At 69.1% G+C, this 24,529-nt stretch carries 14 protein-coding genes, 3 rRNA genes and 1 pseudogene; 8 read left to right on the top strand and 10 right to left on the bottom strand.

The annotated features are described in order from the left end of the window. Positions 1 to 5: 5 nt before the first annotated feature. The 4 genes from OIU81_RS32180 to OIU81_RS32165 form a co-directional block, all read right to left on the bottom strand. Positions 6 to 614 (bottom strand): CDP-alcohol phosphatidyltransferase family protein, encoded by a 609-nt coding sequence (locus OIU81_RS32180; protein WP_329153475.1) that lies wholly within the window; start codon positions 612 to 614, stop codon positions 6 to 8. 146 nt (positions 615 to 760) lie between these two features. Continuing rightward, positions 761 to 877 (bottom strand): 5S ribosomal RNA (gene rrf / locus OIU81_RS32175). Positions 878 to 951: 74 nt separating this feature from the next. Further along, positions 952 to 4,070 (bottom strand): 23S ribosomal RNA (locus OIU81_RS32170). Positions 4,071 to 4,372: 302 nt separating this feature from the next. Beyond that, positions 4,373 to 5,901, bottom strand: a 16S ribosomal RNA gene (locus OIU81_RS32165). The 16S, 23S and 5S rRNA genes sit together here, the layout of an rRNA operon. Before the next feature lie 591 nt (positions 5,902 to 6,492). Between OIU81_RS32165 and OIU81_RS32160 the strand changes: the two genes are divergently transcribed. Together OIU81_RS32160 and ptsP are read left to right on the top strand one after the other, a co-directional pair. Beyond that, positions 6,493 to 6,942 carry a PTS sugar transporter subunit IIA gene (locus tag OIU81_RS32160; protein WP_329153473.1) on the top strand — a complete coding sequence of 150 codons (450 nt, stop codon included), beginning with the start codon at positions 6,493 to 6,495 and terminating at the stop codon, positions 6,940 to 6,942. 77 nt (positions 6,943 to 7,019) lie between these two features. Continuing rightward, a complete protein-coding gene (ptsP, locus tag OIU81_RS32155; protein ID WP_329153471.1) occupies positions 7,020 to 8,690 on the top strand; it encodes a phosphoenolpyruvate--protein phosphotransferase in 1,671 nt (556 codons plus the stop codon). A 99-nt stretch (positions 8,691 to 8,789) separates the two neighbouring features. Here the strand turns inward: ptsP and OIU81_RS32150 are convergent, their stop codons facing one another. Further along, a complete protein-coding gene (locus tag OIU81_RS32150) occupies positions 8,790 to 9,719 on the bottom strand; it encodes a hypothetical protein (protein ID WP_329153469.1) in 930 nt (309 codons plus the stop codon). 155 nt (positions 9,720 to 9,874) lie between these two features. Beyond that, positions 9,875 to 11,908, bottom strand: coding sequence for an acetoacetate--CoA ligase (locus OIU81_RS32145; protein ID WP_329153467.1), 2,034 nt, complete (start codon positions 11,906 to 11,908; stop codon positions 9,875 to 9,877). 321 nt (positions 11,909 to 12,229) lie between these two features. Here OIU81_RS32145 and OIU81_RS32140 point away from each other — a divergent pair, with 321 nt between their 5' ends. Beyond that, positions 12,230 to 14,626, top strand: a complete 2,397-nt coding sequence (locus OIU81_RS32140) for a glycoside hydrolase family 31 protein (RefSeq protein ID WP_329153465.1) — start codon at positions 12,230 to 12,232, stop codon at positions 14,624 to 14,626. Positions 14,627 to 14,683: 57 nt separating this feature from the next. Then, positions 14,684 to 15,496 (top strand): M15 family metallopeptidase, encoded by an 813-nt coding sequence (locus tag OIU81_RS32135; RefSeq protein ID WP_329153463.1) that lies wholly within the window; start codon positions 14,684 to 14,686, stop codon positions 15,494 to 15,496. A 177-nt stretch (positions 15,497 to 15,673) separates the two neighbouring features. Here the strand turns inward: OIU81_RS32135 and OIU81_RS32130 are convergent, their stop codons facing one another. From OIU81_RS32130 to OIU81_RS32115, 4 genes are all read right to left on the bottom strand, one after another. Beyond that, on the bottom strand, positions 15,674 to 16,486 hold the full coding sequence (locus tag OIU81_RS32130) for an ABC transporter permease (protein ID WP_329153461.1): 813 nt from the start codon (positions 16,484 to 16,486) through the stop codon (positions 15,674 to 15,676). A 23-nt stretch (positions 16,487 to 16,509) separates the two neighbouring features. Next, positions 16,510 to 17,358 (bottom strand): ABC transporter permease, encoded by an 849-nt coding sequence (locus OIU81_RS32125; RefSeq protein WP_329153459.1) that lies wholly within the window; start codon positions 17,356 to 17,358, stop codon positions 16,510 to 16,512. A 13-nt stretch (positions 17,359 to 17,371) separates the two neighbouring features. Continuing rightward, positions 17,372 to 18,550, bottom strand: coding sequence for an ABC transporter substrate-binding protein (locus OIU81_RS32120; RefSeq protein ID WP_329153457.1), 1,179 nt, complete (start codon positions 18,548 to 18,550; stop codon positions 17,372 to 17,374). Between the two features lie 138 nt (positions 18,551 to 18,688). Further along, positions 18,689 to 19,789, bottom strand: a complete 1,101-nt coding sequence (locus tag OIU81_RS32115; RefSeq protein WP_329153455.1) for an ABC transporter ATP-binding protein — start codon at positions 19,787 to 19,789, stop codon at positions 18,689 to 18,691. Between the two features lie 260 nt (positions 19,790 to 20,049). On the opposite strand from OIU81_RS32115, the pseudogene OIU81_RS32110 reads away from it, so the two are divergent. From OIU81_RS32110 to glpK, 4 genes and pseudogenes are all read left to right on the top strand, one after another. Next, positions 20,050 to 20,487 (top strand): annotated as a pseudogene (locus OIU81_RS32110) (Zn-ribbon domain-containing OB-fold protein); the annotation flags it as partial. A 207-nt stretch (positions 20,488 to 20,694) separates the two neighbouring features. Beyond that, a complete protein-coding gene (locus OIU81_RS32105) occupies positions 20,695 to 21,882 on the top strand; it encodes a lipid-transfer protein (protein WP_329155512.1) in 1,188 nt (395 codons plus the stop codon). Between the two features lie 213 nt (positions 21,883 to 22,095). Next, entirely contained in the window at positions 22,096 to 22,863 is a 768-nt protein-coding gene (locus OIU81_RS32100) for an MIP/aquaporin family protein (protein WP_329153453.1), read from the top strand. Positions 22,864 to 22,972: 109 nt separating this feature from the next. Further along, positions 22,973 to 24,529 carry a glycerol kinase GlpK gene (gene glpK, locus OIU81_RS32095; RefSeq protein ID WP_329153451.1) on the top strand — a complete coding sequence of 519 codons (1,557 nt, stop codon included), beginning with the start codon at positions 22,973 to 22,975 and terminating at the stop codon, positions 24,527 to 24,529.

Below are 24,529 nucleotides of genomic sequence, written 5' to 3'. Positions count from 1 at the left end.
AGAGCTCAGTCGGCGGTGGCGTCCGCCCGGATGAGTCGGCGGACCTGGACCACGTAGAGGATCCCTGCCCACCAGTAGAGCGCTGTACCCCATCCTGCGAACGCCCATCCGAAAACAGCAGCGAGCGTGTGAAGCCAGCCGCTTCCGTCGCTCAGCAGGAGCAACGGGAAGGCGTACATCAAGTTGAACGTAGCCGCTTTGCCCAGGAAGTTCACCTGGGGAGGCCCGTAGCCGTGGCGTCCGAGGAATCCGACCGCGATCAGCAGCATCAGTTCCCGTGCCAGCAGGGCCGCGGTGAGCCAGACCGGCAGGATCTCGCGCCAGGTGAGACCGACGAGGGTGGAGAGGATGTAGAGGCGATCGGCTGCCGGGTCCAGGATCCGTCCCAGGCTGCTGATCTGGTTCCAGCGCCGGGCGAGATGGCCGTCCAGATAGTCGCTGACGCCGCTCAGCGCCAGGACCAGCAGCGCCCAGCCGTCGACCTTCGGGCCCCCGAATTCCGGCCACAGGACCAACCACAGGAACACGGGCACGCCGAGGAGGCGAGCCATGCTCAGAATATTCGGGATGGTGAGGACACGATCCGTCTGGACCCGCGTCTCCTGGACCTCCACGCGAGGCCTCCTGTGGGGAAATGTACCAACGATGCCCCTTGACCTTACCTGCCCGGTCGGCCACGACGTACCGCGGGTCCCCAAGATCACGGAAGCACAAAAAAGCCCCGTGGGAACCGAAGTTCCCACGGGGCTTTTCACAATTTGTTCGGCGGCGTCCTACTCTCCCACAGGGTCCCCCCTGCAGTACCATCGGCGCTGAAAGGCTTAGCTTCCGGGTTCGAAATGTAACCGGGCGTTTCCCTAACGCTATGACCACCGAAACACTATGAAGTTAACCAACCCGGCATGGACACAGGTCATTACTTCAGAACCTACACAGTGGACGCGAGCAACTGAGGACAAGCCCTCGGCCTATTAGTACCAGTCAACTCCACACCTTACGGTGCTTCCATATCTGGCCTATCAACCCAGTCGTCTACTGGGAGCCTTAACCCCTCAAGGGGGTGGGAGCCCTCATCTCGAAGCAGGCTTCCCGCTTAGATGCTTTCAGCGGTTATCCTTTCCGAACGTAGCCAACCAGCCATGCCCTTGGCAGGACAACTGGCACACCAGAGGTTCGTCCGTCCCGGTCCTCTCGTACTAGGGACAGCCCTTCTCAAGACTCCTACGCGCACAGCGGATAGGGACCGAACTGTCTCACGACGTTCTAAACCCAGCTCGCGTACCGCTTTAATGGGCGAACAGCCCAACCCTTGGGACCGACTCCAGCCCCAGGATGCGACGAGCCGACATCGAGGTGCCAAACCATCCCGTCGATATGGACTCTTGGGGAAGATCAGCCTGTTATCCCCGGGGTACCTTTTATCCGTTGAGCGACGGCGCTTCCACAAGCCACCGCCGGATCACTAGTCCCTACTTTCGTACCTGCTCGACCCGTCAGTCTCACAGTCAAGCTCCCTTGTGCACTTACACTCAACACCTGATTACCAACCAGGCTGAGGGAACCTTTGGGCGCCTCCGTTACTCTTTAGGAGGCAACCGCCCCAGTTAAACTACCCACCAGACACTGTCCCTGATCCGGATCACGGACCCAGGTTAGACATCCAGCACGACCAGAGTGGTATTTCAACAATGACTCCACAACCACTGGCGTGGCCGCTTCAAAGTCTCCCACCTATCCTACACAAGCCGAACCGAACACCAATATCAAGCTATAGTAAAGGTCCCGGGGTCTTTCCGTCCTGCTGCGCGAAACGAGCATCTTTACTCGTAATGCAATTTCACCGGGCCTATGGTTGAGACAGTCGAGAAGTCGTTACGCCATTCGTGCAGGTCGGAACTTACCCGACAAGGAATTTCGCTACCTTAGGATGGTTATAGTTACCACCGCCGTTTACTGGCGCTTAAGTTCTCAGCTTCGCCATGACGAATCATGACTAACCGGTCCCCTTAACGTTCCAGCACCGGGCAGGCGTCAGTCCGTATACATCGCCTTACGGCTTCGCACGGACCTGTGTTTTTAGTAAACAGTCGCTTCTCGCTGGTCTCTGCGGCCACCACCAGCTCACACTGCAAAAGTGATCACCAGCAATGGCCCCCCTTCTCCCGAAGTTACGGGGGCATTTTGCCGAGTTCCTTAACCATAGTTCACCCGAACGCCTCGGTATTCTCTACCTGACCACCTGAGTCGGTTTAGGGTACGGGCCGCCATGAAACTCGCTAGAGGCTTTTCTCGACAGCATAGGATCATCCACTTCACCACAATCGGCTCGGCATCAGGTCTCAGGCACATGCTGTCCGGATTTGCCTAGACAGCGCCCTACACCCTTACCCCGGGACAACCACCGCCCGGGCTGGACTACCTTCCTGCGTCACCCCATCGCTTACCTACTACCACCTTGGATCGGCGGCTCCACCACGTCCCTTTGTCCGAAGACTCCAGGCCGGCTTCACGGCCTTAGCATTAATGGATTCGATACTGGGCGTTTCAAAGCGGGTACCGGAATATCAACCGGTTGTCCATCGACTACGCCTGTCGGCCTCGCCTTAGGTCCCGACTTACCCTGGGCAGATCAGCTTGACCCAGGAACCCTTAGTCAATCGGCGCACACGTTTCCCACGTGTGTATCGCTACTCATGCCTGCATTCTCACTCGTGAACCGTCCACAACTCGTTTCCACGGCTGCTTCACCCGGCACACGACGCTCCCCTACCCATCACAACGGACGTTGGTCCACATGTTGCAATGACACGACTTCGGCGGTGTGCTTGAGCCCCGCTACATTGTCGGCGCGGAATCACTTGACCAGTGAGCTATTACGCACTCTTTCAAGGGTGGCTGCTTCTAAGCCAACCTCCTGGTTGTCTCTGCGACTCCACATCCTTTCCCACTTAGCACACGCTTAGGGGCCTTAGTCGATGCTCTGGGCTGTTTCCCTCTCGACCATGGAGCTTATCCCCCACAGTCTCACTGCCGCGCTCTCACTTATCGGCATTCGGAGTTTGGCTAAGGTCAGTAACCCGGTAGGGCCCATCGCCTATCCAGTGCTCTACCTCCGGCAAGAAACACACGACGCTGCACCTAAATGCATTTCGGGGAGAACCAGCTATCACGGAGTTTGATTGGCCTTTCACCCCTAACCACAGGTCATCCCCCAGGTTTTCAACCCTGGTGGGTTCGGTCCTCCACGAAGTCTTACCTCCGCTTCAACCTGCCCATGGCTAGATCACTCCGCTTCGGGTCTTGGGCACGCTACTCAACGCCCTATTCGGACTCGCTTTCGCTACGGCTTCCCCACACGGGTTAACCTCGCAACATACCGCAAACTCGCAGGCTCATTCTTCAAAAGGCACGCAGTCACGACACAGAGACAAGTCTCTGTGCGACGCTCCCACGGCTTGTAGGCACACGGTTTCAGGTACTATTTCACTCCGCTCCCGCGGTACTTTTCACCATTCCCTCACGGTACTATCCGCTATCGGTCACCAGGGAATATTTAGGCTTAACGGGTGGTCCCGCCAGATTCACACGGGATTTCTCGGGCCCCGTGCTACTTGGGTGGTTCTCAAACGAGCCGTTAATGTTTCAGCTACGGGGGTCTTACCCTCTACGCCGGACCTTTCGCATGTCCTTCGCCTACATCAACGGTTTCTGACTCGTCTCACAGCCGGCAGACTGCAAAAGAGAACTCCCACAACCCCAACCACGCAACCCCTGCCGGGTATCACACGTGACTGGTTTGGCCTCATCCGGTTTCGCTCGCCACTACTCCCGGAATCACGGTTGTTTTCTCTTCCTGCGGGTACTGAGATGTTTCACTTCCCCGCGTTCCCTCCACACTGCCTATGTGTTCAGCAGCGGGTGACAGCCCATGACGACTGCCGGGTTTCCCCATTCGGACACCCCCGGATCAAAGCTTGGTTGACAGCTCCCCGGGGCCTATCGTGGCCTCCCACGTCCTTCATCGGTTCCTGGTGCCAAGGCATCCACCGTGCGCCCTTAAAAACTTGGCCACAGATGCTCGCGTCCACTGTGCAGTTCTCAAGCAACGACCAGCCACCCACCACCCCAACCCGAAGGCTGAGTTCACTGGGGCCGGCATCGCGAAGGTCCAGACAACAGTCCGTACCCTCAGATACCCAACAGCGCGCCCGGCACGACCAGTCGAATCCTGTGTTCCACGCCGAAGCAGTACTAACAGTCCTCATCTGACCGTGCCGAATAGTCAACGTTCCACCCATGAGCAACCAGCATCAGACATTCGCTGATGTACTGGCCTCTGACCAACCAAAGGTTGGTAAGAAGTGCTCCTTAGAAAGGAGGTGATCCAGCCGCACCTTCCGGTACGGCTACCTTGTTACGACTTCGTCCCAATCGCCAGTCCCACCTTCGACGATTCCCTCCCACAAGGGGTTGGGCCACCGGCTTCGGGTGTTACCGACTTTCGTGACGTGACGGGCGGTGTGTACAAGGCCCGGGAACGTATTCACCGCAGCAATGCTGATCTGCGATTACTAGCAACTCCGACTTCATGGGGTCGAGTTGCAGACCCCAATCCGAACTGAGACCGGCTTTTTGAGATTCGCTCCACCTCGCGGTATCGCAGCTCATTGTACCGGCCATTGTAGCACGTGTGCAGCCCAAGACATAAGGGGCATGATGACTTGACGTCGTCCCCACCTTCCTCCGAGTTGACCCCGGCAGTCTCCTGTGAGTCCCCATCACCCCGAAGGGCATGCTGGCAACACAGAACAAGGGTTGCGCTCGTTGCGGGACTTAACCCAACATCTCACGACACGAGCTGACGACAGCCATGCACCACCTGTACACCGACCACAAGGGGGCGCCTGTCTCCAGACGTTTCCGGTGTATGTCAAGCCTTGGTAAGGTTCTTCGCGTTGCGTCGAATTAAGCCACATGCTCCGCTGCTTGTGCGGGCCCCCGTCAATTCCTTTGAGTTTTAGCCTTGCGGCCGTACTCCCCAGGCGGGGAACTTAATGCGTTAGCTGCGGCACGGACGACGTGGAATGTCGCCCACACCTAGTTCCCAACGTTTACGGCGTGGACTACCAGGGTATCTAATCCTGTTCGCTCCCCACGCTTTCGCTCCTCAGCGTCAGTATCGGCCCAGAGATCCGCCTTCGCCACCGGTGTTCCTCCTGATATCTGCGCATTTCACCGCTACACCAGGAATTCCGATCTCCCCTACCGAACTCTAGCCTGCCCGTATCGAATGCAGACCCGGGGTTAAGCCCCGGGCTTTCACATCCGACGTGACAAGCCGCCTACGAGCTCTTTACGCCCAATAATTCCGGACAACGCTTGCGCCCTACGTATTACCGCGGCTGCTGGCACGTAGTTAGCCGGCGCTTCTTCTGCAGGTACCGTCACTCTCGCTTCTTCCCTGCTGAAAGAGGTTTACAACCCGAAGGCCGTCATCCCTCACGCGGCGTCGCTGCATCAGGCTTTCGCCCATTGTGCAATATTCCCCACTGCTGCCTCCCGTAGGAGTCTGGGCCGTGTCTCAGTCCCAGTGTGGCCGGTCGCCCTCTCAGGCCGGCTACCCGTCGTCGCCTTGGTAGGCCATCACCCCACCAACAAGCTGATAGGCCGCGGGCTCATCCTTCACCGCCGGAGCTTTCCACACACAGACCATGCGGTCGTGTGTCATATCCGGTATTAGACCCCGTTTCCAGGGCTTGTCCCAGAGTGAAGGGCAGATTGCCCACGTGTTACTCACCCGTTCGCCACTAATCCCCTCCCGAAGGAGGTTCATCGTTCGACTTGCATGTGTTAAGCACGCCGCCAGCGTTCGTCCTGAGCCAGGATCAAACTCTCCGTGAATGTTTACTCGTAATCGAGTGAAACACACACGAGAGCGGAACGACCAGACGGAATAGGTCCGGTCGTTCACAGCGTCCTCGCTGTGTGTGCCATCCGCACCACATGGGCGCCGATGGACTTTCAAAGGAACCTCATCCACCGAGGTGGACGGGGTATCAACATATCTGGCGTTGACTTTTGGCACGCTGTTGAGTTCTCAAGGAACGGACGCTTCCTTTGGATTCCCTCTCGGGTTTCCTCCGGGCGCTTCCCTTCGGTGTTTCACACTCTATCAGGCCTTTTCCGGCTTTCGAACCGCTGCTTTTCTGCAGGCATGCAGAAGCGCGCAATTCTTGAGTCGCGATCAAGACGCTGGGAGTGCTGCCCGCCTCAACCTGACGCGGTTCATTGCGTCGTGGCCGTCCGGGGCAGATCTCAGACAGTACAGCTCTGCCGGGGGCGAGGCAAATCGATTCGGCGGGGCGCGCGGTCAGCATCCGGCGTCTCTCATGCGGAACCGTCAGTTCTTATGACTTACGCTTCTGAACGGTGCGCCGTCCAGGACAGGTAGTGACGGCGGCCTGATGAATCTCCACCCCTGGGAGGCTTCCCATGACCACCGTGACGTCCCCTCTTGCTGGACGCGCCATCGGACTCGCGGCCGTGCCCGACCCGGTGTTCTCCGGAGCGATGGTGGGTCCCGGTACCGCCATCGACCCCGTTCGTGAGCCGTCTGCCGCGGTTTCACCCGTGGACGGCGTTCTCGTCTCGCTGCACCCGCACGCGTTCGTCGTCGTCGATGCCGAAGGGCACGGCGTGCTCACCCACCTCGGGATCGACACCGTTCAGCTCAACGGCGAGGGCTTCGAGCTGCTCGTGAACAAGGGCGACACCGTCACCCGCGGTCAGGAGATCGTGCGCTGGAACCCGGCGGCGGTCGAGGAGGCCGGTAAGTCGCCGGTGTGCCCGGTCGTCGCGCTGGAGGCCACCGCCGACTCGCTCGGTGAGGTTCGCGAGGACGGCGATGTCAAGGCCGGCGACCAGCTCTTCTCCTGGCAGTAGCCGGGCGCCGTCCCGTACGGCAGGTACGACATCCATCGCGGCGGCCGGGCCCGCCGCATCAAACCGGAGCGGGTGCAATGGAGACAACGCTGCGAGGCGTCGGCGTGAGCCACGGTGTGGCGATCGGCGAGGTGCGGCACATGGGGACGGCGGTCCTGGAGCCGCCGGCCAAGCAGATTCCGACGGACGAGGCGGAGCGCGAACAGGGGCGTGCCCGCCAGGCCGTGGAAGCTGTTGCTGCGGACCTGATAGCGCGGGGAAACCTGGCGGGTGGTGAGGCGCAGGCCGTGCTGGAGGCACAGGCCCTGATGGCTCAGGATCCCGAGCTGATGGCCGATGTCGAGCGGCGGATCGCCGTGGGGAGCACCGCCGAGCGCGCGGTGTACGACGCGTTCGCGGCCTATCGGGCGCTGCTGGCCGGTGCCGGTGAGTACCTCGCGGGCCGGGTGGCCGACCTGGACGATGTGCGCAACCGCATCGTCGCGCGGCTGCTGGGTGTGCCGATGCCGGGTGTGCCGGACAGCGACGAGCCGTATGTGCTGATCGCGCGGGATCTGGCGCCGGCGGACACCGCGCTGCTGGACCCGACGCTGGTGCTCGGCTTCGTGACCGAGGAGGGCGGGCCGACCAGCCACAGTGCGATTCTTGCGCGGGCGCTGGGGGTGCCGGCGGTCGTCGCTCTCCCGGGTGCCGGTGAGCTGGTCGAGGGCACGGTCATCGCCGTCGACGGCAGCACCGGGGAGATCTTCGTCGAGCCGAGCGCCGAGAAGCGTGCGGAGATGGAGCGGGCGGCCGCGGAGCGGAAGGCGGCGCTGGCCTCTTCGTCCGGTCCGGGTGCCACCTCCGACGGGCACAAGGTGCCGCTGCTGGCGAATGTCGGCGGTCCCGGTGATGTGCCCGCGGCGGTCGAGGCCGGGGCGGAGGGTGTCGGCCTCTTCCGCACCGAGTTCCTGTTCCTGGACGACAGCAAGCAGGCGCCGTCCGCGGAGAAGCAGGTCGCGGCCTACCGCACGGTGCTGGAGGCGTTCCCCGAGGGGCGGGTGGTGGTGCGGGTGCTCGACGCCGGTGCCGACAAGCCGCTGGAGTTCCTGACGCCGGCCGACGAGCCGAACCCCGCGCTGGGTGTACGGGGACTTCGGACGCTGCTCGATCACCCCGAGGTCCTGCGCACCCAGCTCTCGGCGCTGGCGACGGCGGCCGAGGGGCTGCCGGTCTACCTCGAGGTCATGGCACCGATGGTGGCGGACCGGACCGATGCCAAGGCGTTCGCGGACGCCTGCCGGGAGGCCGGGCTGCGGGCGAAGTTCGGCGCGATGGTGGAGATTCCGTCCGCTGCTCTGCGGGCGCGGTCGATTCTGCAGGAGGTGGAGTTCCTTTCGCTGGGGACCAACGACCTGGCGCAGTACACCTTCGCGGCGGACCGCCAGGTGGGTGCCGTCTCGCGTCTGCAGGACCCCTGGCAGCCGGCGCTGCTGGACCTCGTGGCGATGTCGGCCGAGGCCGCGAAGGCCGAGGGCAAGAGCTGTGGTGTCTGTGGTGAGGCGGCCTCCGATCCGCTGTTGGCGTGTGTGCTGACGGGGCTCGGGGTCACCAGCCTGTCGATGGGTGCGGCGTCGATTCCCTATGTGCGGGCGACGCTGTCCAAGCACACGCTGGCGCAGTGCGAGCGCGCGGCGGCCGCGGCACGGGCCGCGGACACCGCCGAGGACGCGCGGGCTGCCGCGCAGGCGGTGCTTTCCGGGGAGTGATCCCGTGCGGCGGTGTGCCGCAGGAACTTTGACGGCCGTCCCGCCCCTTGCGGCGGGGCGGCCGTCGACGTGTGCGGGGCGGGTGTGGTGGTCCGGTCTTCAGCGGTGGTCGTGGGGGTCGGGTGGCGGGAGCAGGGGGAGGCCGGATGCGTAGTCGACGCCGTGCTCGGGCGGGATGGGTTCGCCGGTGTCGGCGTCGGTGCAGTAGGCGGTGAAGAGCTCGGCGGCGCTCAGCGGGCGGAGCCAGGAATCGCGCAGGGACCAGCCGCGGACCGTGTCACGGGCGGCATCGTCGGTGGTGTCGCGGCCGGTGGGGCCGGTGGTGGTGCGGGAGACGAGGCCGCCGGGGGTGCGCAGGGCGAAGCCGGCGGCCAGGACCGTGCAGAAGACGAGGGTTTCGTGTTCGGCGAGCTGGAGACCGGGGCCGTCGCCGGCGGTGGTGTGCAGCACCGCCAGGAGGGACGGCTCGCCGGCGGCGAGGGAGCAGACGAGGTGGTGGGTGCCTTCGCCTAGGGAGGTCAGGAGCTGCCGGACGGCGTGGGTGGCGCGGGTGAAGGCGGCGCGGGAGAGGTCCTCGCCGCACTCCTCGCAGGTGCCGGCGCGGGCCAGCAGGGCGGAGGCGCGGTCCCCGTGCGCCCGGCGGTCGGCGTCTTCGAGGAGGAGGGGCAGCAGCCGGTTCAGTGGTCCGCCCTCGTAGAGCAGGGTGGTGCCGGTGCGGGCGGCTTCGGCCGTATAGCGGCTGCGGCTGTCGGGGCGGTCCGGGTCCAGGGTGAGCCGGGCGCAGTATTTCTCGTAGGCGACCGGGTCGAAGAGGCCGACGGTCGTGACCACGCCCTGGGCGGTGAGACCCCGCAGCAGGGTCTCCATCTGGCGGAGGTAGCTGCCGTGGTCGTCGAACGGGAAGGTGCGGTAGCGGCGCATGGTCGTGAAGTCCTGTTCGTCGGCCAGGATGGCCGCGGTGCTGGGGACTTCGCGGCGCAGGCCGCGGCGGGCGGCGGACCGGTCGGTGGGCCGGGATGTGAAGGTCATGACTCCCCCTGGGTGTTCGGGTGGGTGCGTCGGCCGCACTCCACTCGTCACTGAGAGTAATCGGGGGGTCTGACAACGGGTCTCCGGCGCCGGAGAGCACCGGAGTTCCGCCCGGCCGGCGCCGGCCGGCCCTGCGTACCCGCCTGCCTGCCTGCCTACGAGGGGGCGCCGTCGGCGGCGCGGTCGCGGGCCACCCGCTCGTAGAAGTGGAGCAGTTCGAGGTTGTCGACGGAGCCGGGGTTGACGGCCTTGTCGAGCGGGGTGCCCTGCAGAAGGCGTTTGACGGGGACCTCGATGCGCTTGCCGGTGAGGGTGTGCGGCACGCCGGGGGCTTCGATGATGTCGTCGGGGACGTGCCGCGGGGAGAGCTCGGTGCGGATGATGCGCTTGATGCGGTCGCGGAGGTCGTCGTCGAGGGTGGCACCGGGGGCGAGGTGCACGAAGAGCGGCATCCAGTAGCCGCCGTCGGGGAGTTCCAGGCCGATGACGAGGGATTCGCGGATCTCGGGGAGCCGTTCGACGGCCTCGTAGATGTCGGCGGAGCCCATCCGGACGCCCTGGCGGTTGAGGGTGGAGTCGGAGCGGCCGTGGATGACGACGCTGCCGCGGGAGGTGAGGGTGATCCAGTCGCCGTGCCGCCAGACGCCGGGGTACATGTCGAAGTAGCTGTCGTGGTAGCGGGTGCCGTCGGGGTCGTTCCAGAAGCGGGTGGGCATGGACGGCATGGGGCGGGTGACGACGAGTTCGCCGACCTCGTCGGTGACCGGTTTGCCCTGGGGGTCCCAGGCCTGGAGGTCGGTGCCCAGGCAGGCGGCCTGGAGTTCGCCGATGTGGACGGGGAGGGTGGGGACGGCGCCGGCGAAACAGCTGCAGACGTCGGTGCCGCCGCTGACCGAGGCCGTCCAGAGGTCGGCGCCGCTCTCCGCGAAGGAATCGTGCAGCCAGCGGAAGCCGTCCGGCGGGAGCGGGGAGCCGGTGGTGGCGACGCAGGTGATGGCGGAGAGGTCGAGGTCGCGGGCCGGGTGGATGCCGGCCTTGCGGCAGGCCATGACGTAGGCGGCGGAGGTGCCGAAGACGGTGGCGCGGGTGGTTTCGGCGACCCGCCACTGGGCGGAGACGTCGGGGTGGCCGGGGCTGCCGTCGTAGAGCACGATCGTGGAGCCCACCAGGAGGCCGGCGACGAGGAAGTTCCACATCATCCAGCCGGTGGAGGTGTACCAGAAGAACCGGTCGTCGGGGCCGAGGTCGCAGTGCAGACCGGTCTGCTTGAGGTGTTCGAGCAGGATGCCGCCCTGGGACTGGACGATGGCCTTGGGCAGGCCGGTGGTGCCGGAGGAGTACAGGACCCACAGGGGATGGTCGAACGGGACCTGATCGAAGACCGGTTCGGTGTCGTGCGTGATCAGGTCCGACCAGTTCAGGGCGCCTTCGGGGGCGGGAGTGCCGAGCAGCGGGATGTGGACGACGGCCCGGAGGGTGGGAAGTTCGGCGCGGAGTTCGGCGACGGTGTCGCGGCGGTCGTGCTCCTTGCCGCCGTAGCGGTAGCCGTCGACGGTGAACAGGACGACCGGTTCGATCTGCTGGAAGCGGTCCAGCACGCTGCGGGCGCCGAAGTCGGGGGCGCAGGAGGTCCACACGGCGCCGACCGCGGCGGTGGCCAGCAGCGCGACGACGGCCTGCGGGATGTTGGGGACATAGGCGCTGACGCGGTCGCCGGGGCGGACGCCGAGCCGGCGGAGTGCGGCGGCCAGCGAGCCGACCCGGTCGCGCAGCTCCCGCCAGGTCACGGGCGTGGGTTCATGGGTCTCGTCGACATGGAGCAGCGCGGGGGCGTCGGCGCGGGACGGGTCCTCGGCGGCGCGCAGGGCGTGCTCGGCGTAGTTGAGGGTGGCGCCGGGGAACCAGCGGGCGCCGGGCATCGCGGGGTCGGCGAGCACGGTCTCGTACGGCGTGGCGAAGCGGACGTCGAACCACTCGGCGGTGGCCCGCCAGAAGGCGGGGAGGGCGTCGACGGACCAGCGGTGCAGGTCGGCGTAGCTCGTCGCGGGGTCGCCGGGGGTGGGGGCGGGTGCCCCGTGGTGGGCGGCCGCCCAGGTGTGGAAGCGGGTGACCTGTGCGCCGGCGATGCGGTCCGGGCCGGGCTGCCAGAGGGGCTCCGGCTGTGGGGCGGACTGCGGTGCGGTGGTCATGATGCGGCTCCCGGACGGTACGCGTCGTGTGCGTCGGGCGCACACGACGGTGGGTCTCCCCCGCTCCGGCGTGTGCGCACGACACGGTTTGCCTGGACGATGCCATGTGATCGACTCCGGCACCAGGGTGGACTCCCCACATTCGCCGGGTGGTGGACAGGGTCCGGCCACGGGGCGCGGAGCGGGTGCCGGGGCGCGTGGCGGGATCCGGCCAGAGCGGGGCGAGCCGCGGGCCTGAAGGTGGCCGAGGGTGACCCGGTGCAGGTGAACGGCAGTTGAACGGTGCCCGCGCACCCGGCCGTCAATGGCAGGCTGACCGGCATGGACGGGCGGGAACTGGTGCGGTCGGTACGGATGATCAAGACGGTCGGGCCGGCGCAGGGGCTGCGGTCCGTGCGCGCGGCGTGGCGGGCGCGGCGGGCGGATGCGCTGGCGCTGCCGCGGCGCGGGGCGGAGCGGGCGCGGGTGCCGGGGGCGGCGCGCGGCGCGGAGCCCCAGCCGGGCGGCGGGGTGATCCATTTCGCGCGGTCGTCGCTGCGGGTGCGGGTGGCGGCGGGCGGTGCGGTGTTCTGCGGCTGGGACGGCGCCGCGCCGGAGCCGTCGTACGCGCTGGCCGGCGCGTGTCCCGAGGTGGATGCGCGGGCGGTGCTGGAGCCCGATACGGAGGGCGGCTGGCGGGTGGTCTCCGAGCGGGTGCTGGTGGTGGTGTCCCGGCACGGCGCGGTGGAGGTGCGCACACCCGGCGGGGCGGTGCTGCGGCGGGAGTTGCCGCCGCGCTGGTGGGAGGGGGCGGGCGCGGACGGTGCGGACGCCGCGTCGGGCCGGTCCGGGGGCGGCGGCACCGCGCGCTGGGTGCAGCGCGCGGAGGTCGCGGCCGATGCCCGGTTCTTCGGGCTGGGCGGCCGGGCGCACGGGCCGCGGCTGCGGGACGGGGTGTACCGGCTGTGGAACACCGACCCGGGCGGCACCTTCGGGCCGGGTGACGATCCGCTGTCGCTGACGATGCCCGTACAGCTGGTGGTGGCGGACGCCGGCACCCATCTGGTGTTCCACGACAACTCCTGGGACGGCCGGGTGACGCTGCGCGAGGGCGCGGAGGGGGCGGGCTCGGGTCATGACCGGCCGGGCACCTGTGAGCTGCGGATGGACGGCGGGCCGCTGCGCTACTGGGTGCTGGCCGGCACCCCGGCCCGGGTGCTGCAGGGCTGGACGGCGCTGACCGGGGCGCCCGCGCTGCCGCCGCTGTGGGCGCTGGGGCCGCAGCACGCCCGGTGGGGCTTCGCGGGCCAGGACGACGTGCGCGAGGTGGCCGCCGGTTACGCGGAGCGGGGGCTTCCGCTGTCCGCCGTCCATCTGGACATCGACCACTTCGACCGGCACCGGGTCTTCACCGTCGACCCGGAGCGCTATCCGGATCTGCCGGGTCTGGCGCGGGAGTTGCGCGCGCAGGGCGTACGGCTGGTCTCGATCGTGGATCCCGGGGTGCGGGCGGAGCCGGGGGACGCGGTGTACGAGGGCGGGGCGGCGGCGGACGCCTTCGTGCGGGACGCGCGGGGGCGGGAGGTGCGCGGGGAAGTGTGGCCGGGTGAGTCGGTGTACCCGGACTTCACCGATGCGCGGGTGCGCAAGTGGTGGGGCGGGCTGTACGCGGAGCGGCTGGCGCAGGGCTTCGCGGGCTTCTGGCACGACATGAACGAGCCGGTCTCGTTCGCCGCGTTCGGGGAGCGGACGCTGCCGCGCTCGGCGCGGCATGCGCTGGAGGGGCGGGGCGGCGACCACCGGGAGGCGCACAACGTCTACGCCCTGGCGATGGCGCGGGCCGGTTTCGACGGGCTGTGCGAACTGCGCCCGGACGAGCGGCCGTTCCTCTTCTCCCGCTCGGGCTGGGCGGGGCTGCAGCGCTACGGCGGCACCTGGTCGGGCGATGTGGCGACGGACTGGCCGGGGCTGCGGGCCTCGTTGTCGCTGGTGCTGGGGCTGGGGCTGTGCGGGGTGCCGTACAGCGGTCCCGATATCGGCGGGTTCTCCGGGCAGCCGTCCCCGGAGCTGTATCTGCGGTGGTTCCAGCTGGGCGCCTTCCTGCCGCTGTTCCGTACGCACTCGGCGTGGGGGGCGGGGCGGCGGGAGCCGTGGGAGTTCGGGGCCGAGGTGCTGGAGCACGCCCGTACGGCGTTGTGTGCACGGCGGCGGCTGCTGCCCTACTTCGGGACGCTGGGCCAGTTGGCGCGGCTGACCGGGGCGCCGTATGTCCGGCCGGTGTGGTGGAACGCGCCGCGGGACCGGGCGCTGCGGGATTGTGAAGACGTCTTTCTGCTGGGGGATGCGCTGTTGGTGGCGCCGGTGCTGGCGGCGGGCGTGACCCGGCGGCCGGTGCGGCTGCCGCGCGGCCGGTGGTACGACACCGCGACCGGCCGGGCCTACGAGGGGCCCGGGCAGGTGTGGGTGGAGGCGCCGCTGTCGCGGATTCCGGTGCTGGCGCGGGCCGGTGCGGTGGTGCCGGTGGCGGGTGCGGACGGCGGGACGGAGCTGGAGGCGTGGGCGCCGCCGGCCGGGCGCGGCGGCAGCGGGCTGGTGGTGCCGGATGCCGGGGACGGCTGGCAGCGGCCGGCCGTGGAGCGCTTCGTCTCGCGGTGGGAGGGCGACCGGGTGGTCGTGGAGCGGCGGGACGGGGAGGCGGTGGGATACCCGGTGCGGGTGCGGGGGCTGACGGACGGGTAGCGGCCGGGCGCGCACGGGGCTTCCCCTCCGGCTGCCGGGCCTGGTAGACGGAGGGCCATGCCGAGACTTGCTGCCGCGCTGCGCGGCCTTGCCGTCGCTGCCGCCGCCCTGATGACCGTCACCGTGGTGCCGTCGCCCGCCGCCGCGGGGGCCGCCCACCGGCCGGTGCCGCCGTCGGGACCGGCGTCGGTGCCGAAGGAGTTCGTGGCGCTGCGCGAGGTGGACCCCACGATCATCCAGGAGATGCGCTACCCCACCCCGCACAACTTCACGGGAGTGCCGGTGGACGGCTACCGCAGGCCGGTGTGCCTGCTGACGCGGGACGCCGCACGGGCCCTGCACCGGGCTCAGCGCTCCTTCCTGCGGCGCGGGCTGTCGCTCAAGGTCTACGACTGCTACCGGCCGCAGCGCGCCGTGAACCACTTCGTGCGGTGGGCCGAGGACCTCGGGGACCAGCGGATGAAGTCCGAGTTCTACCCGCGGGAGGACAAGTCGAAGCTGTTCGACGACGGCTATATCGCGGCCAGGTCCGGTCACAGCCGGGGCAGTACGCTCGATGTGACCCTGGTGCGGCTGCCGGCCCTGCCGACCCGCCCGTATGTGCCGGGCGAGCCCCTGGCGCCCTGTTACGGGCCGAAGGCCGGACGGTTCCCGGACAACTCCCTCGACATGGGGACCGGCTTCGACTGCTTCGACACGCTCGCGCACACCCTCGACCCGCGCATCCACGGGCGGCAGCGGGCGAACCGGCTGCTGCTCGAGCACGGGCTGGAGCGGGCCGGATTCGTGAACCTCCCGGAGGAGTGGTGGCACTTCACCTTCACCCCGGAGACGTTCCCGGACACCTACTTCGACTTTCCCGTGCAGTGAGGCGTCGGGGCTTTGCCGGCCGCCGGGGGACGTGCGGCTCCCCCGGGTCCGGGCACGGAACCACCCCCGTGGATCCCGTGCCCGGACCCTGCCGGGAGGGACGCGGGCCGGCCGCGTCCGGTTGACCGGAGGAGGGTGACGTCGTCCCTTCGGCTGAGAATGCTCTCCCCGGTGCCCTCAGAGGCGGCCGCCGGCCGGGTCCGACGAGAGTCGCTGGGCCGCGCGGACGGGGAGGACGGACAGGGCGATCAGCAGCGCGGCCACCACGTCGACGACCGGGGCCTGGTGCGGGCGGGCCAGATTCTCGTAGATCCAGAGCGGGAGGGTTTTGGTGCCCGCGCCCGCCGTGAAGGTGGTCACCACGACCTCGTCGAAGGAGAGCGCGAAGGCCAGCAGGGCGCCGGCGAACAGCGCCGGCCGCAGAGCGGGAAAGGTGACGTGGCGCAGGGTCTGCCAGGGGCGGGCGCCCAGGTCGGCGGAGGCCTCGGCCAGGGACGGTCCGATCCGGCGGAGCCGGGCGGCGACGTTGTTGAAGACGATCACGACGCAGAACGTGGCATGGCCCACGACGACCGTGAACAGGCCGAAGCCGATGCCCAGCGGCGCGAGGACGGTGCGGAACGCGGCGTTGAGGGCGATGCCGGTGACGATGCCGGGCAGCGCGAGCGGCAGCACGATCAGGAACGAGACCGTCTGCCGCCCGAAGAAGCGGTGGCGGTGCACGGCGAAGGCGGCGAGCGAGCCGAGGACCAGGGCCAGCGCGGTGGCGCCGAGGCCGGCCGTGAGCGAGGTCCACAGCGCGTCGCGGGCGCCCGCGCTGTGCAGGGCGCGCCGCCACCACTCGCCGGTCAGCGCGCCGGGCGGCCAGGCGAACGAGGGGTCGGCGTTGAGGGAGTTGAGCAGGACCAGGAGCAGCGGGAGGTAGATCAGGGCCAGTCCGGCGGCCGTGACGCAGCCGAGGACGATGCGGGCGGTGCGGGTGAGATGCATCCGGCTGCCTCCTGCGCGACCGGTCAGAGCGAGTCGAGTGCGCCGGCCCGGCGGACCGCGGCGAGGTAACAGACGACGAGGACGACGGGGACCGCGGAGAGCGCCGCGGCGAGCGGCAGATCGAGGGTGACCTGGGAGGCGATGACATTGCCCAGCAGCTGGGTGCGGCCGCCGACGATCTGCACGGTCAGGTAGTCGCCGAGGCTGAGCGAGAAGGTGAAGAGCGAGCCGGCCAGGAGCGCGGGGCGGACGGCGGGGGCGACGACGGAGCGCAGGGTGCGCGCGGTGCCCGCACCGAGGTCGGCGGACGCCTCCAGCTGGTGTGCGGGCAGCCGCTCCAGGGCCGCGTGCAGAGGCAGAATCATGTACGGCAGCCAGAGGTAGGCCAGCACGATCACGACGGCGGTCGTGCCGTAACCGGGTCCGTGCAGCCCCAGCGGGGCGAGGGCCGCGTTGACGATGCCGTGCTCGCCGAGCATCACCCGCCAGGCATAGCCCTTGACCAGATAGCCCGCCCACAGCGGGGTGAGGACGGCCACCAGCAGGGCGCGGCGCAGCCGGCCGCTCGCCACCCACGCCATGAAGAAGGCCATGGGCAGTGCGAGCAGGGCGTCGAGGAGGGTGACGACGAGGGCGATGCCGAGCGTGCGCAGGGCGACGGTGCGGTACACGGGGTCGGCGACGATCTCCCGGAAGTTGTCGGCGGTGAAGGAGTGCACGACGTCGGAGGTGAAGGGGTCGGTGGTCCAGAAGGCCGAGAGGAGGAGGACGGCGAGGGAGCCGAGGTAGGCGAGGATCAGCCAGAGGAGGGGCGGGGCGAGGAGGGCGGCGAGCCGGGCCCGGGCGCCCCGCTCGCGTGCCGTGACGGACACCGGCTGCCCCGGTTCAGCCCTTGATCTCCGTCCAGGCGCGGGTCCATTGCGCATAGTCGGTGCACGTGACGTTCTTCCGCCCGTCCAGGCACTGCGGGACGGGGGTGGTCCAGAAGTGGACGCGGCGGTAGTAGGCCTCGTCGTCGGCGTGGAAGACGGCGCAGTGGTGGGGGTCGGCGGTCTCCCGGCAGGCCCTGGCGTTGGCGGGTGCCTCCCCGAAGAACTCGGCCACCTGGGCGTTCACCTTCGGTGAGACGATCCAGTTGAGCCACTTGTAGGCGCAGTTGGGGTGGGCGGCCCTGGCGGAGATCATCCAGGTGTCGGACCAGCCGGTCGCCCCCTCCTTGGGGAGGACGGCCTTGACGGGGGCCTTCTCCGCGGCGGCGGTGTTGGCGATGACCTGCCAGGTGGTGCCGATGACGCTGTCGCCGCCCTTGAAGGCCGTGACTTCCTTCTGGTAGTCGCTCCAGTATTCGCCGATGTGCTGCCGCTGCTTCTTCAGCAGGGCGACGGCGGCGTCGAGTTGGGTGCGGTCCAGGGCGTAGGGGTCCTTGATGCCGAGCGCCGGGCGGGTCTTCATGAGGTAGAGGGCGGCGTCGGCGATGTAGATCGGTGAGTCGTAGGCGGTGACCTTGCCCGAGTATTTCGGGGCGCCGTCGAAGACGGCCTTCCAGGAGTCGGGGGCCGGGGAGACCTTGTCGGTGCGGTACATCAGCAGATTGGCGCCGCGGCCGTGCGGGATGCCGTACATCTTTCCGTTCCTGGAGTTGAACGGGCGCATCTTGAGGCCGCTGAAGATGTCACGGTAGTTCGGGACCAGACGGGTGTTGACCGGCGCGACGTCCCCCGCGGCGATCAGGCGCAGGGTGGCGTCGCCGGATGCGGACACGGTGTCGTACTGGCCGGTCTTCATCAGCGAGACCATCTCGTCGGAGGTCCCGGCGATCTTGGTGTTTACCTTGCAGCCGGTCTGTTTCTCGAAGGGGTGCACCCAGTCGGCCTTGGGATCGTTGGAGCCGTCCTCGGCATAGCCGGCCCAGGCGATGAGGTCGACCCGGCCCTCGCCCTTGCCGACGCTCTTCCGCTCGGCGGCTCCCCCGCCGCCGGTCCCTCCGCCGCCGGAGCCGCAGGCGACGGCCAGCAGCAGCACTGCGGCCGTCACGGCGGCCTTCCACGGATTCGCGTTGCGCATGGTGAACTCCCGCTGTCGCACACGGCTGTCGAGCACCGCCAGTATCCGGAAGCTGACCGTCTGCCACCAGTGCGCCTCGGGCGGCGGATGCGGCGGACGGTGTCCGACGGCCGTTCAGCGGCACCGCGGACGCGTCGTTCAGCCGGGCACCGCGGACGCGTCGTCGAGGCGCCACAGCAGGTGCACGGCGGCGCCAGGGTGCAGCGCCGGCGGCAGGGGCGCGGAGTTCAGCCGCAGCGCGGTGAGCCGGTCGTCGCCGCCGTCGAGGCGGACCACGCAGCGCAGATGGGCGCCGGCGTGCACGATCTCGGTGATCCGGCCGGGCACACTCCGCTCCCCCGGTCCCGGGGTGCCGTCGGGGCCGTCGGGTGCGGCGAGGCGGATCCGCTCGGGGCGGATGCTGTACGTGCCCGGCGCGCCGATGACACGGACCGCGGCCGGGCCGCTCAGCAGGTTGGTCGTGCCGACGAATCCCGCGACGAAAGCGGTGGCCGGGCGCTCGTAGATCTCCCGCGGGGTGCCGGTCTGCTCGATGTGGCCGCGGTCGAGGACGGCGAGGCGGTCGCTGAGGGTCAGCGCCTCCTCCTGGTCGTGGGTGACGAGGAGGAAGGTGACGCCGGTGGCCCGCTGGACGCGCTGGAGTTCGCGCTGCATTTCCTGGCGCAGTTGCAGGTCGAGCGCGCCGAGGGGCTCGTCGAGCAGCAGCAGCCCCGGGCCGTCGATCAGGGCACGGGCCAGGGCGACGCGCTGTCGCTGGCCGCCGGAGAGCTCGGCCGGGCGGCGCGGGCCGTGGTCGTCGAGCCGCACGGTGCGCAGGGCCTCGCGGGCGCGGGCGAGGCGTTCGGGCTTGCGCACCCCGGCGACGGTCAGCGCGTAGGCGACGTTCTGCTCGACGGTCATGTGCGGGAAGAGCGCGTAGTCCTGGAAGACGGTGTGTACGTCGCGCCGGGCGGCCGGGAGTGCGGTGACCTCGCGGCCGGCGAGTTCGATACGGCCCGAGGTGGGCCGCTCGAAGCCGGCGATCAGCCGCAGCAGGGTGGTCTTGCCGGAGCCGGAGGGGCCGAGGAGGGAGAAGAACTCCCCCTGCTGGATCGTGAGTTCGGCATGCTCGACGGCGCATAGCGTGCCGAATTCCTTGCGGACGGCGGTGAGCCGTACGGCGGGTGCGGCGGCAGTGCGGGCGGGCCGGGTGTCGGTGCGGGTGTCGGTGCGGGCGTCAGGGCGGGCAGCTTCAGCCACGGGCGCTCCCCCTCGTGAACGACGTGATCGCCCGGCGACTGTACCGGGGTTCCGTGCCGGGCGGCACCGTGCCACACTTCTGACGTTCCGTCAGTTCTGGGGTTCTCCGGGATTGCCGGCCGCCGGTCCGCCCGCTGGTGTCAGCTCGCGTCATCCGCGCCTGCCGTGTCCGCCGTCGTTCCGGTCCGCCCTTCCCGGACTGCTGATTGCGGACTGCTGATTCCGGACATCTGATTCCGGTCTGCGCTCGGGGAGGTTCTGTGACACGTGTACGGAAGCCGGCGGTGCCGGGGTGGTTCGATCAGGACGCGGCGGACTTCCGGCTGCTGGGTACCCGGTGCCGGGCCTGCGGCGCGGTGTTCTTCCCCCGCGAGGACACCTTCTGCCGCAACCCCGTCTGCGGGGGCGACGAGCTGGTGGAGGTACCGCTGTCACGGCACGGCACCGTCTGGTCGTACACCGACGCGCGCTATCGCCCGCCCGCCCCGTACGTCTCCGACCCGGACGCCGAGTGGCAGCCGTACGCGCTGGTGGCCGTGGAGCTGACGGCGGAGCGGATGGTGGTCCTCGGGCAGGCCGCGCCGGGCGTCGGCGCGGCGGACCTCGCCGTGGGCACCCCGGTCGAGCTGGTACCCGGGATCCTCGACGAGGACGACGCGCAGGTCTGGACGACGTGGCACTGGCGGCCGGTGGAAGTGGAGGTGGAGGCCGGGCGGGAGCATGCGGCGGCGGGGCCGGAGGACGTGGCGGGCGGGCGAGGGGGCGGCGGCGGAGAAACCGAAACCTCACCTCCACACCCGCCCACCCCCCGAAGGGGGGTGGGCGGCGGGGAAAAACCATCCGGCCCGAGAAAGCCACGGCCCGAGCCGAACCCCGCACCCCCCGCACCCCCCGCACACGGCGATGTGGCCGTCCTCGGCGCCGGGATGCACCCCTGGGGCAAGTGGGGGCGCAGTTTCGTCGAGTACGGCACCAAGGCGGCCAGGGCGGCGCTCGCGGACGCCGGGCTCGACTGGTGTGCCGTGCAGAGCGTGGTCGGGGCGGACACGGTCCGCGGCGGCTACCCCGGGTATGTGGCGGGCGCGGCCTTCGCCAAGGCCCTGGGGTGGCAGGGCGCCCGGGTGACCAGCGTCTACGCGGCCTGCGCCTCCGGCGCCCAGGCCATCGGTACCGCACGGGCGCAGATCCTCGCGGGCCTGGCGGACGTGGCCCTGGTGGTCGGCGCCGACGCGGCGCCCAAGGGCTTCTTCGCCCCGGCGGGCGGTGACCGGCCCGACGATCCGGACTGGCTGCGGTTCCGGGTGCTGGGCGCCACCAACCCCGCGTACTTCGGGCTCTACGCACGCCGCCGGATGGCGCTGTACGGCGATACGGCCGACGACTTCGCGCAGGTGAAGGTGAAGAACGCGGCGGCCGGCGCGGCCAATCCGTACGCCCGCTACCGCACCCCGGTCACCGCACAGCAGGTCGCGGCCTCGGCCGTGGTCGCCGATCCGCTGCGGCTGCTGGACATCTGCGCCACCTCCGACGGCGCCGCCGCACTCGTCCTGACCAGCATGGACTTCGCACGGCGGCACGGCGCGGCGGATCCGGTGCGGATCCGCGCGGTCTCCACGGCCACCCCGCACTACCCGCGGACCGTGCTGGACCTGCCGGACATCGCCACCGACTCCGCGGCCGCTGTGGCCGCCGTGGCGCAGCCCGGGACCGGCTTCCGGGCGTCGATCGCGCGCACCGCCTACGAGGAGGCCGGGATCGGCCCCGAGGACCTCTCGCTGGCCGAGGTCTACGACCTGTCCACCGCGCTGGAGTTGGAGTGGTACGAGGATCTGGGGCTGTGCGGCGCCGGTGAGGGGGCCGGGCTGCTGCGGGACGGGGTGACGGCGCTGGGCGGGCGGCTGCCGGTGAACACCAGCGGCGGTCTGAGCTCGTTCGGCGAGGCGGTGCCGGCCCAGGCCATCGCCCAGGTCTGTGAGCTGACCTGGCAGCTGCGGGGGCAGGCGGGCGGCCGTCAGGTGGCCGGCGCCCGGGTGGGCATGACCGCCAACCAGGGGCTGTTCGGGCACGGATCGGCGGTGGTGGCGGTGCGGTGAGCCGGTGAGGACGGTGAGATCCCGGCACCAAAATCCTCTGGCGTGCGCGACCTTGACGCCCCCTCAGCACCGGTGAACACTTCCGGTTGCCAGTCGGCACTGCCGTACTCAGGCACCCCGGCCCGGTGGCAGCCCCTGCCCGCTGCCCGCCGGTGGCACGCACCCTGCACGCAGGACCGGGGGACGTCCCCGGGCGAGGGCCTAGGAGCCGCCATGTTTTCCAATGGGGACATCTTCGTCGGTGAAGTGATCGGTACCGCGATACTCATTCTCTTCGGCGCCGGTGTGTGCGCCGCCGTCACCCTGCACCACTCCAAGGCGAAGGGCGCCGGCTGGGTCGTGATCGCCTTCGGCTGGGGCATGGGCGTCCTGGCCGGCGCCTACACCGCGGCACCGCTGTCCGGCGGGCATCTCAACCCCGCGGTGACCGTCGGCTCCGCCATCGCGGGCGGCACCCCGTGGTCGAAGGTGCCGCTGTACGTCCTGGCGCAGATGGTCGGCGCGGCGATCGGGGCCGTACTGGCCTGGGCGCTGTACTACGCGCAGTTCGCCGCCAACGCGGAACGGGAGCTCGCCCAGCCGACGCTGGGGATCTTCTCCACCGGCCCGGAGATCCGCAAGCCGGCCGCCAATCTCGTCACCGAGGTCATCGCCACCGCCGGGCTGGTGCTGCCGCTGCTGTGCTTCGGCCAGAACCAGGGCATCGGCATCGGCCAGGTCCCCGGCGCGCGGGCGGGGGTCTACGGCTCGGGCATCAATGTGCTGCTGGTCGCGCTGCTGGTGGTCGGTATCGGGCTGTCGCTGGGCGGGCCCACCGGCTATGCCATCAACCCGGCGCGGGACCTCGGTCCGCGTCTGATGCACGCCGTGCTGCCGATACCCAACAAGGGATCCTCCGACTGGGGTTACGCCTGGATACCGGTGGCCGGACCGCTGATCGGCGCGGTGCTGTCCGGCCTGCTCTACCGACTGGCGTTCTGACTGCGTCTCTCGTGGTTCTGCCGCAGCTCTGCCGTAGCTCTGCCGCAGTTCTGCCGCACGGACCGGCCCCGCTGCACCCACTCACCAGGACGCCAGGAGGCGTGACGGCATGACGGAGCACACCGGGAAGACCGAGAAGACCGGGAAAACCGAGAAATACGTAGCCGCGATCGACCAGGGCACCACCTCCAGCCGCTGCATCATCTTCGACCACGGCGGGGCGATCGTCGCCGTCGACCAGCGCGAGCACCGTCAGATCTTCCCCCGGCCGGGCTGGGTGGAGCACGACGCCACCGAGATCTGGTCGAAGGTGCAGGCCGTAGTGGCGGGCGCGCTGACCAAGGCGGGGCTGCGCGCGGACCAGCTCAGTGCGCTGGGCATCACCAACCAGCGGGAGACCACGGTCCTGTGGGACCGCGCCACCGGGCGGCCGGTGCACCATGCGATTGTCTGGCAGGACACCCGGACCTCCCAGCTGTGCGCGGAACTGGGCGGCACGGACGGCCAGGACCGCTTCCGGGAGGCCACCGGACTACCGCTGGCCAGCTACTTCTCCGGGCCCAAAGCGGCCTGGCTGCTGGACGAGGTGCCGGGACTGCGGGCCCGTGCCGAGCGCGGCGAGATCGCGTTCGGCACCATCGACTCCTGGCTGATCTGGAATCTGACCGGCGGCACCGACGGCGGGGTGCACGTCACGGACGTGACCAACGCGGGCCGCACCATGCTGATGAACCTCAGCACCCTCCAGTGGGATCCGGCGATCCTGTCGGCGATGAACGTGCCGGCCGCGATGCTGCCGGAGATCCGGTCGTCGGCCGAGGTGTACGGCACGGCGGTGGGGCAGCTGCACGGCGTACCGGTGGCCGCCGCGCTCGGCGATCAGCAGGCGGCCGTCTTCGGCCAGACCTGTTTCGGCGTCGGGGAGGCCAAGAACACCTATGGCACCGGCTCGTTCCTGCTGCTCAACACCGGCAACCGTCCGGTGCCGTCCAAGAACGGGCTGCTGACGACCATGGGCTACCAGCTCGGCGGGGAGGCCCCGGTGTACTGCCTGGAGGGGTCGATCGCCATCACCGGCGCCCTGGTGCAGTGGTTCCGCGACCAGCTCGGCCTCATCGCCTCGGCCGACGAGATCGAGCCGCTGGCGGCGAGCGTCCCCGACAACGGCGGCGCCTATGTCGTCCCGGCGTTCTCCGGCCTCTTCGCGCCCTATTGGCGCTCCGACGCCCGCGGAGTGATCACCGGCCTGACCGGCTTCGTCACCAAGGCGCATCTGGCCCGCGCCGTGCTGGAGGCGACCAGCTGGCAGACCCGTGAGGTGGTGGACGCCATGTTCCAGGACTCGGGGGTGCGGATCACCCGGCTCAAGGTCGACGGCGGGATGACCGCGAACACGCTGCTGATGCAGCATCAGGCGGATGTGCTGGGGGTACCGGTCATCCGCCCGGTGATCTCGGAGACCACGTGTCTGGGAGCGGCGTACGCGGCCGGGCTGGCGACCGGTGTCTGGCAGGACCTGGACGAGCTGCGGACCCACTGGCAGCGCGACCAGGAGTGGACACCGCGGATGGACGGACCGACCCGGGACCGCGAGTTCGCCCAGTGGCGCAAGGCGGTGGAGCGCAGCTTCGGCTGGCTGGCGGAGGACGGGTCGGCACCGGCCTAG

Source organism: Streptomyces sp. NBC_01454, from assembly GCF_036227565.1.
Classification (GTDB): Bacteria; Actinomycetota; Actinomycetes; order Streptomycetales; family Streptomycetaceae; genus Streptomyces.
This window is presented reverse-complemented; position numbering and strand designations above follow the sequence as displayed.

Bases quoted from the DNA above. Each gene is read 5' to 3' on its own strand.
- OIU81_RS32140 (WP_329153465.1), top strand. From the start codon at position 12,230: ATGGACGGGCGGGAACTGGTGCGGTCGGTACGGATGATCAAGACGGTC.
- OIU81_RS32145 (WP_329153467.1), bottom strand. From the start codon at position 11,908: ATGACCACCGCACCGCAGTCCGCCCCACAGCCGGAGCCCCTCTGGCAG.
- OIU81_RS32120 (WP_329153457.1), bottom strand. From the start codon at position 18,550: ATGCGCAACGCGAATCCGTGGAAGGCCGCCGTGACGGCCGCAGTGCTG.
- ptsP (WP_329153471.1), top strand. From the start codon at position 7,020: ATGGAGACAACGCTGCGAGGCGTCGGCGTGAGCCACGGTGTGGCGATC.
- OIU81_RS32100 (WP_329153453.1), top strand. From the start codon at position 22,096: ATGTTTTCCAATGGGGACATCTTCGTCGGTGAAGTGATCGGTACCGCG.
- glpK (WP_329153451.1), top strand. From the start codon at position 22,973: ATGACGGAGCACACCGGGAAGACCGAGAAGACCGGGAAAACCGAGAAA.
- OIU81_RS32160 (WP_329153473.1), top strand. From the start codon at position 6,493: ATGACCACCGTGACGTCCCCTCTTGCTGGACGCGCCATCGGACTCGCG.
- OIU81_RS32130 (WP_329153461.1), bottom strand. From the start codon at position 16,486: ATGCATCTCACCCGCACCGCCCGCATCGTCCTCGGCTGCGTCACGGCC.
- OIU81_RS32150 (WP_329153469.1), bottom strand. From the start codon at position 9,719: ATGACCTTCACATCCCGGCCCACCGACCGGTCCGCCGCCCGCCGCGGC.
- OIU81_RS32135 (WP_329153463.1), top strand. From the start codon at position 14,684: ATGCCGAGACTTGCTGCCGCGCTGCGCGGCCTTGCCGTCGCTGCCGCC.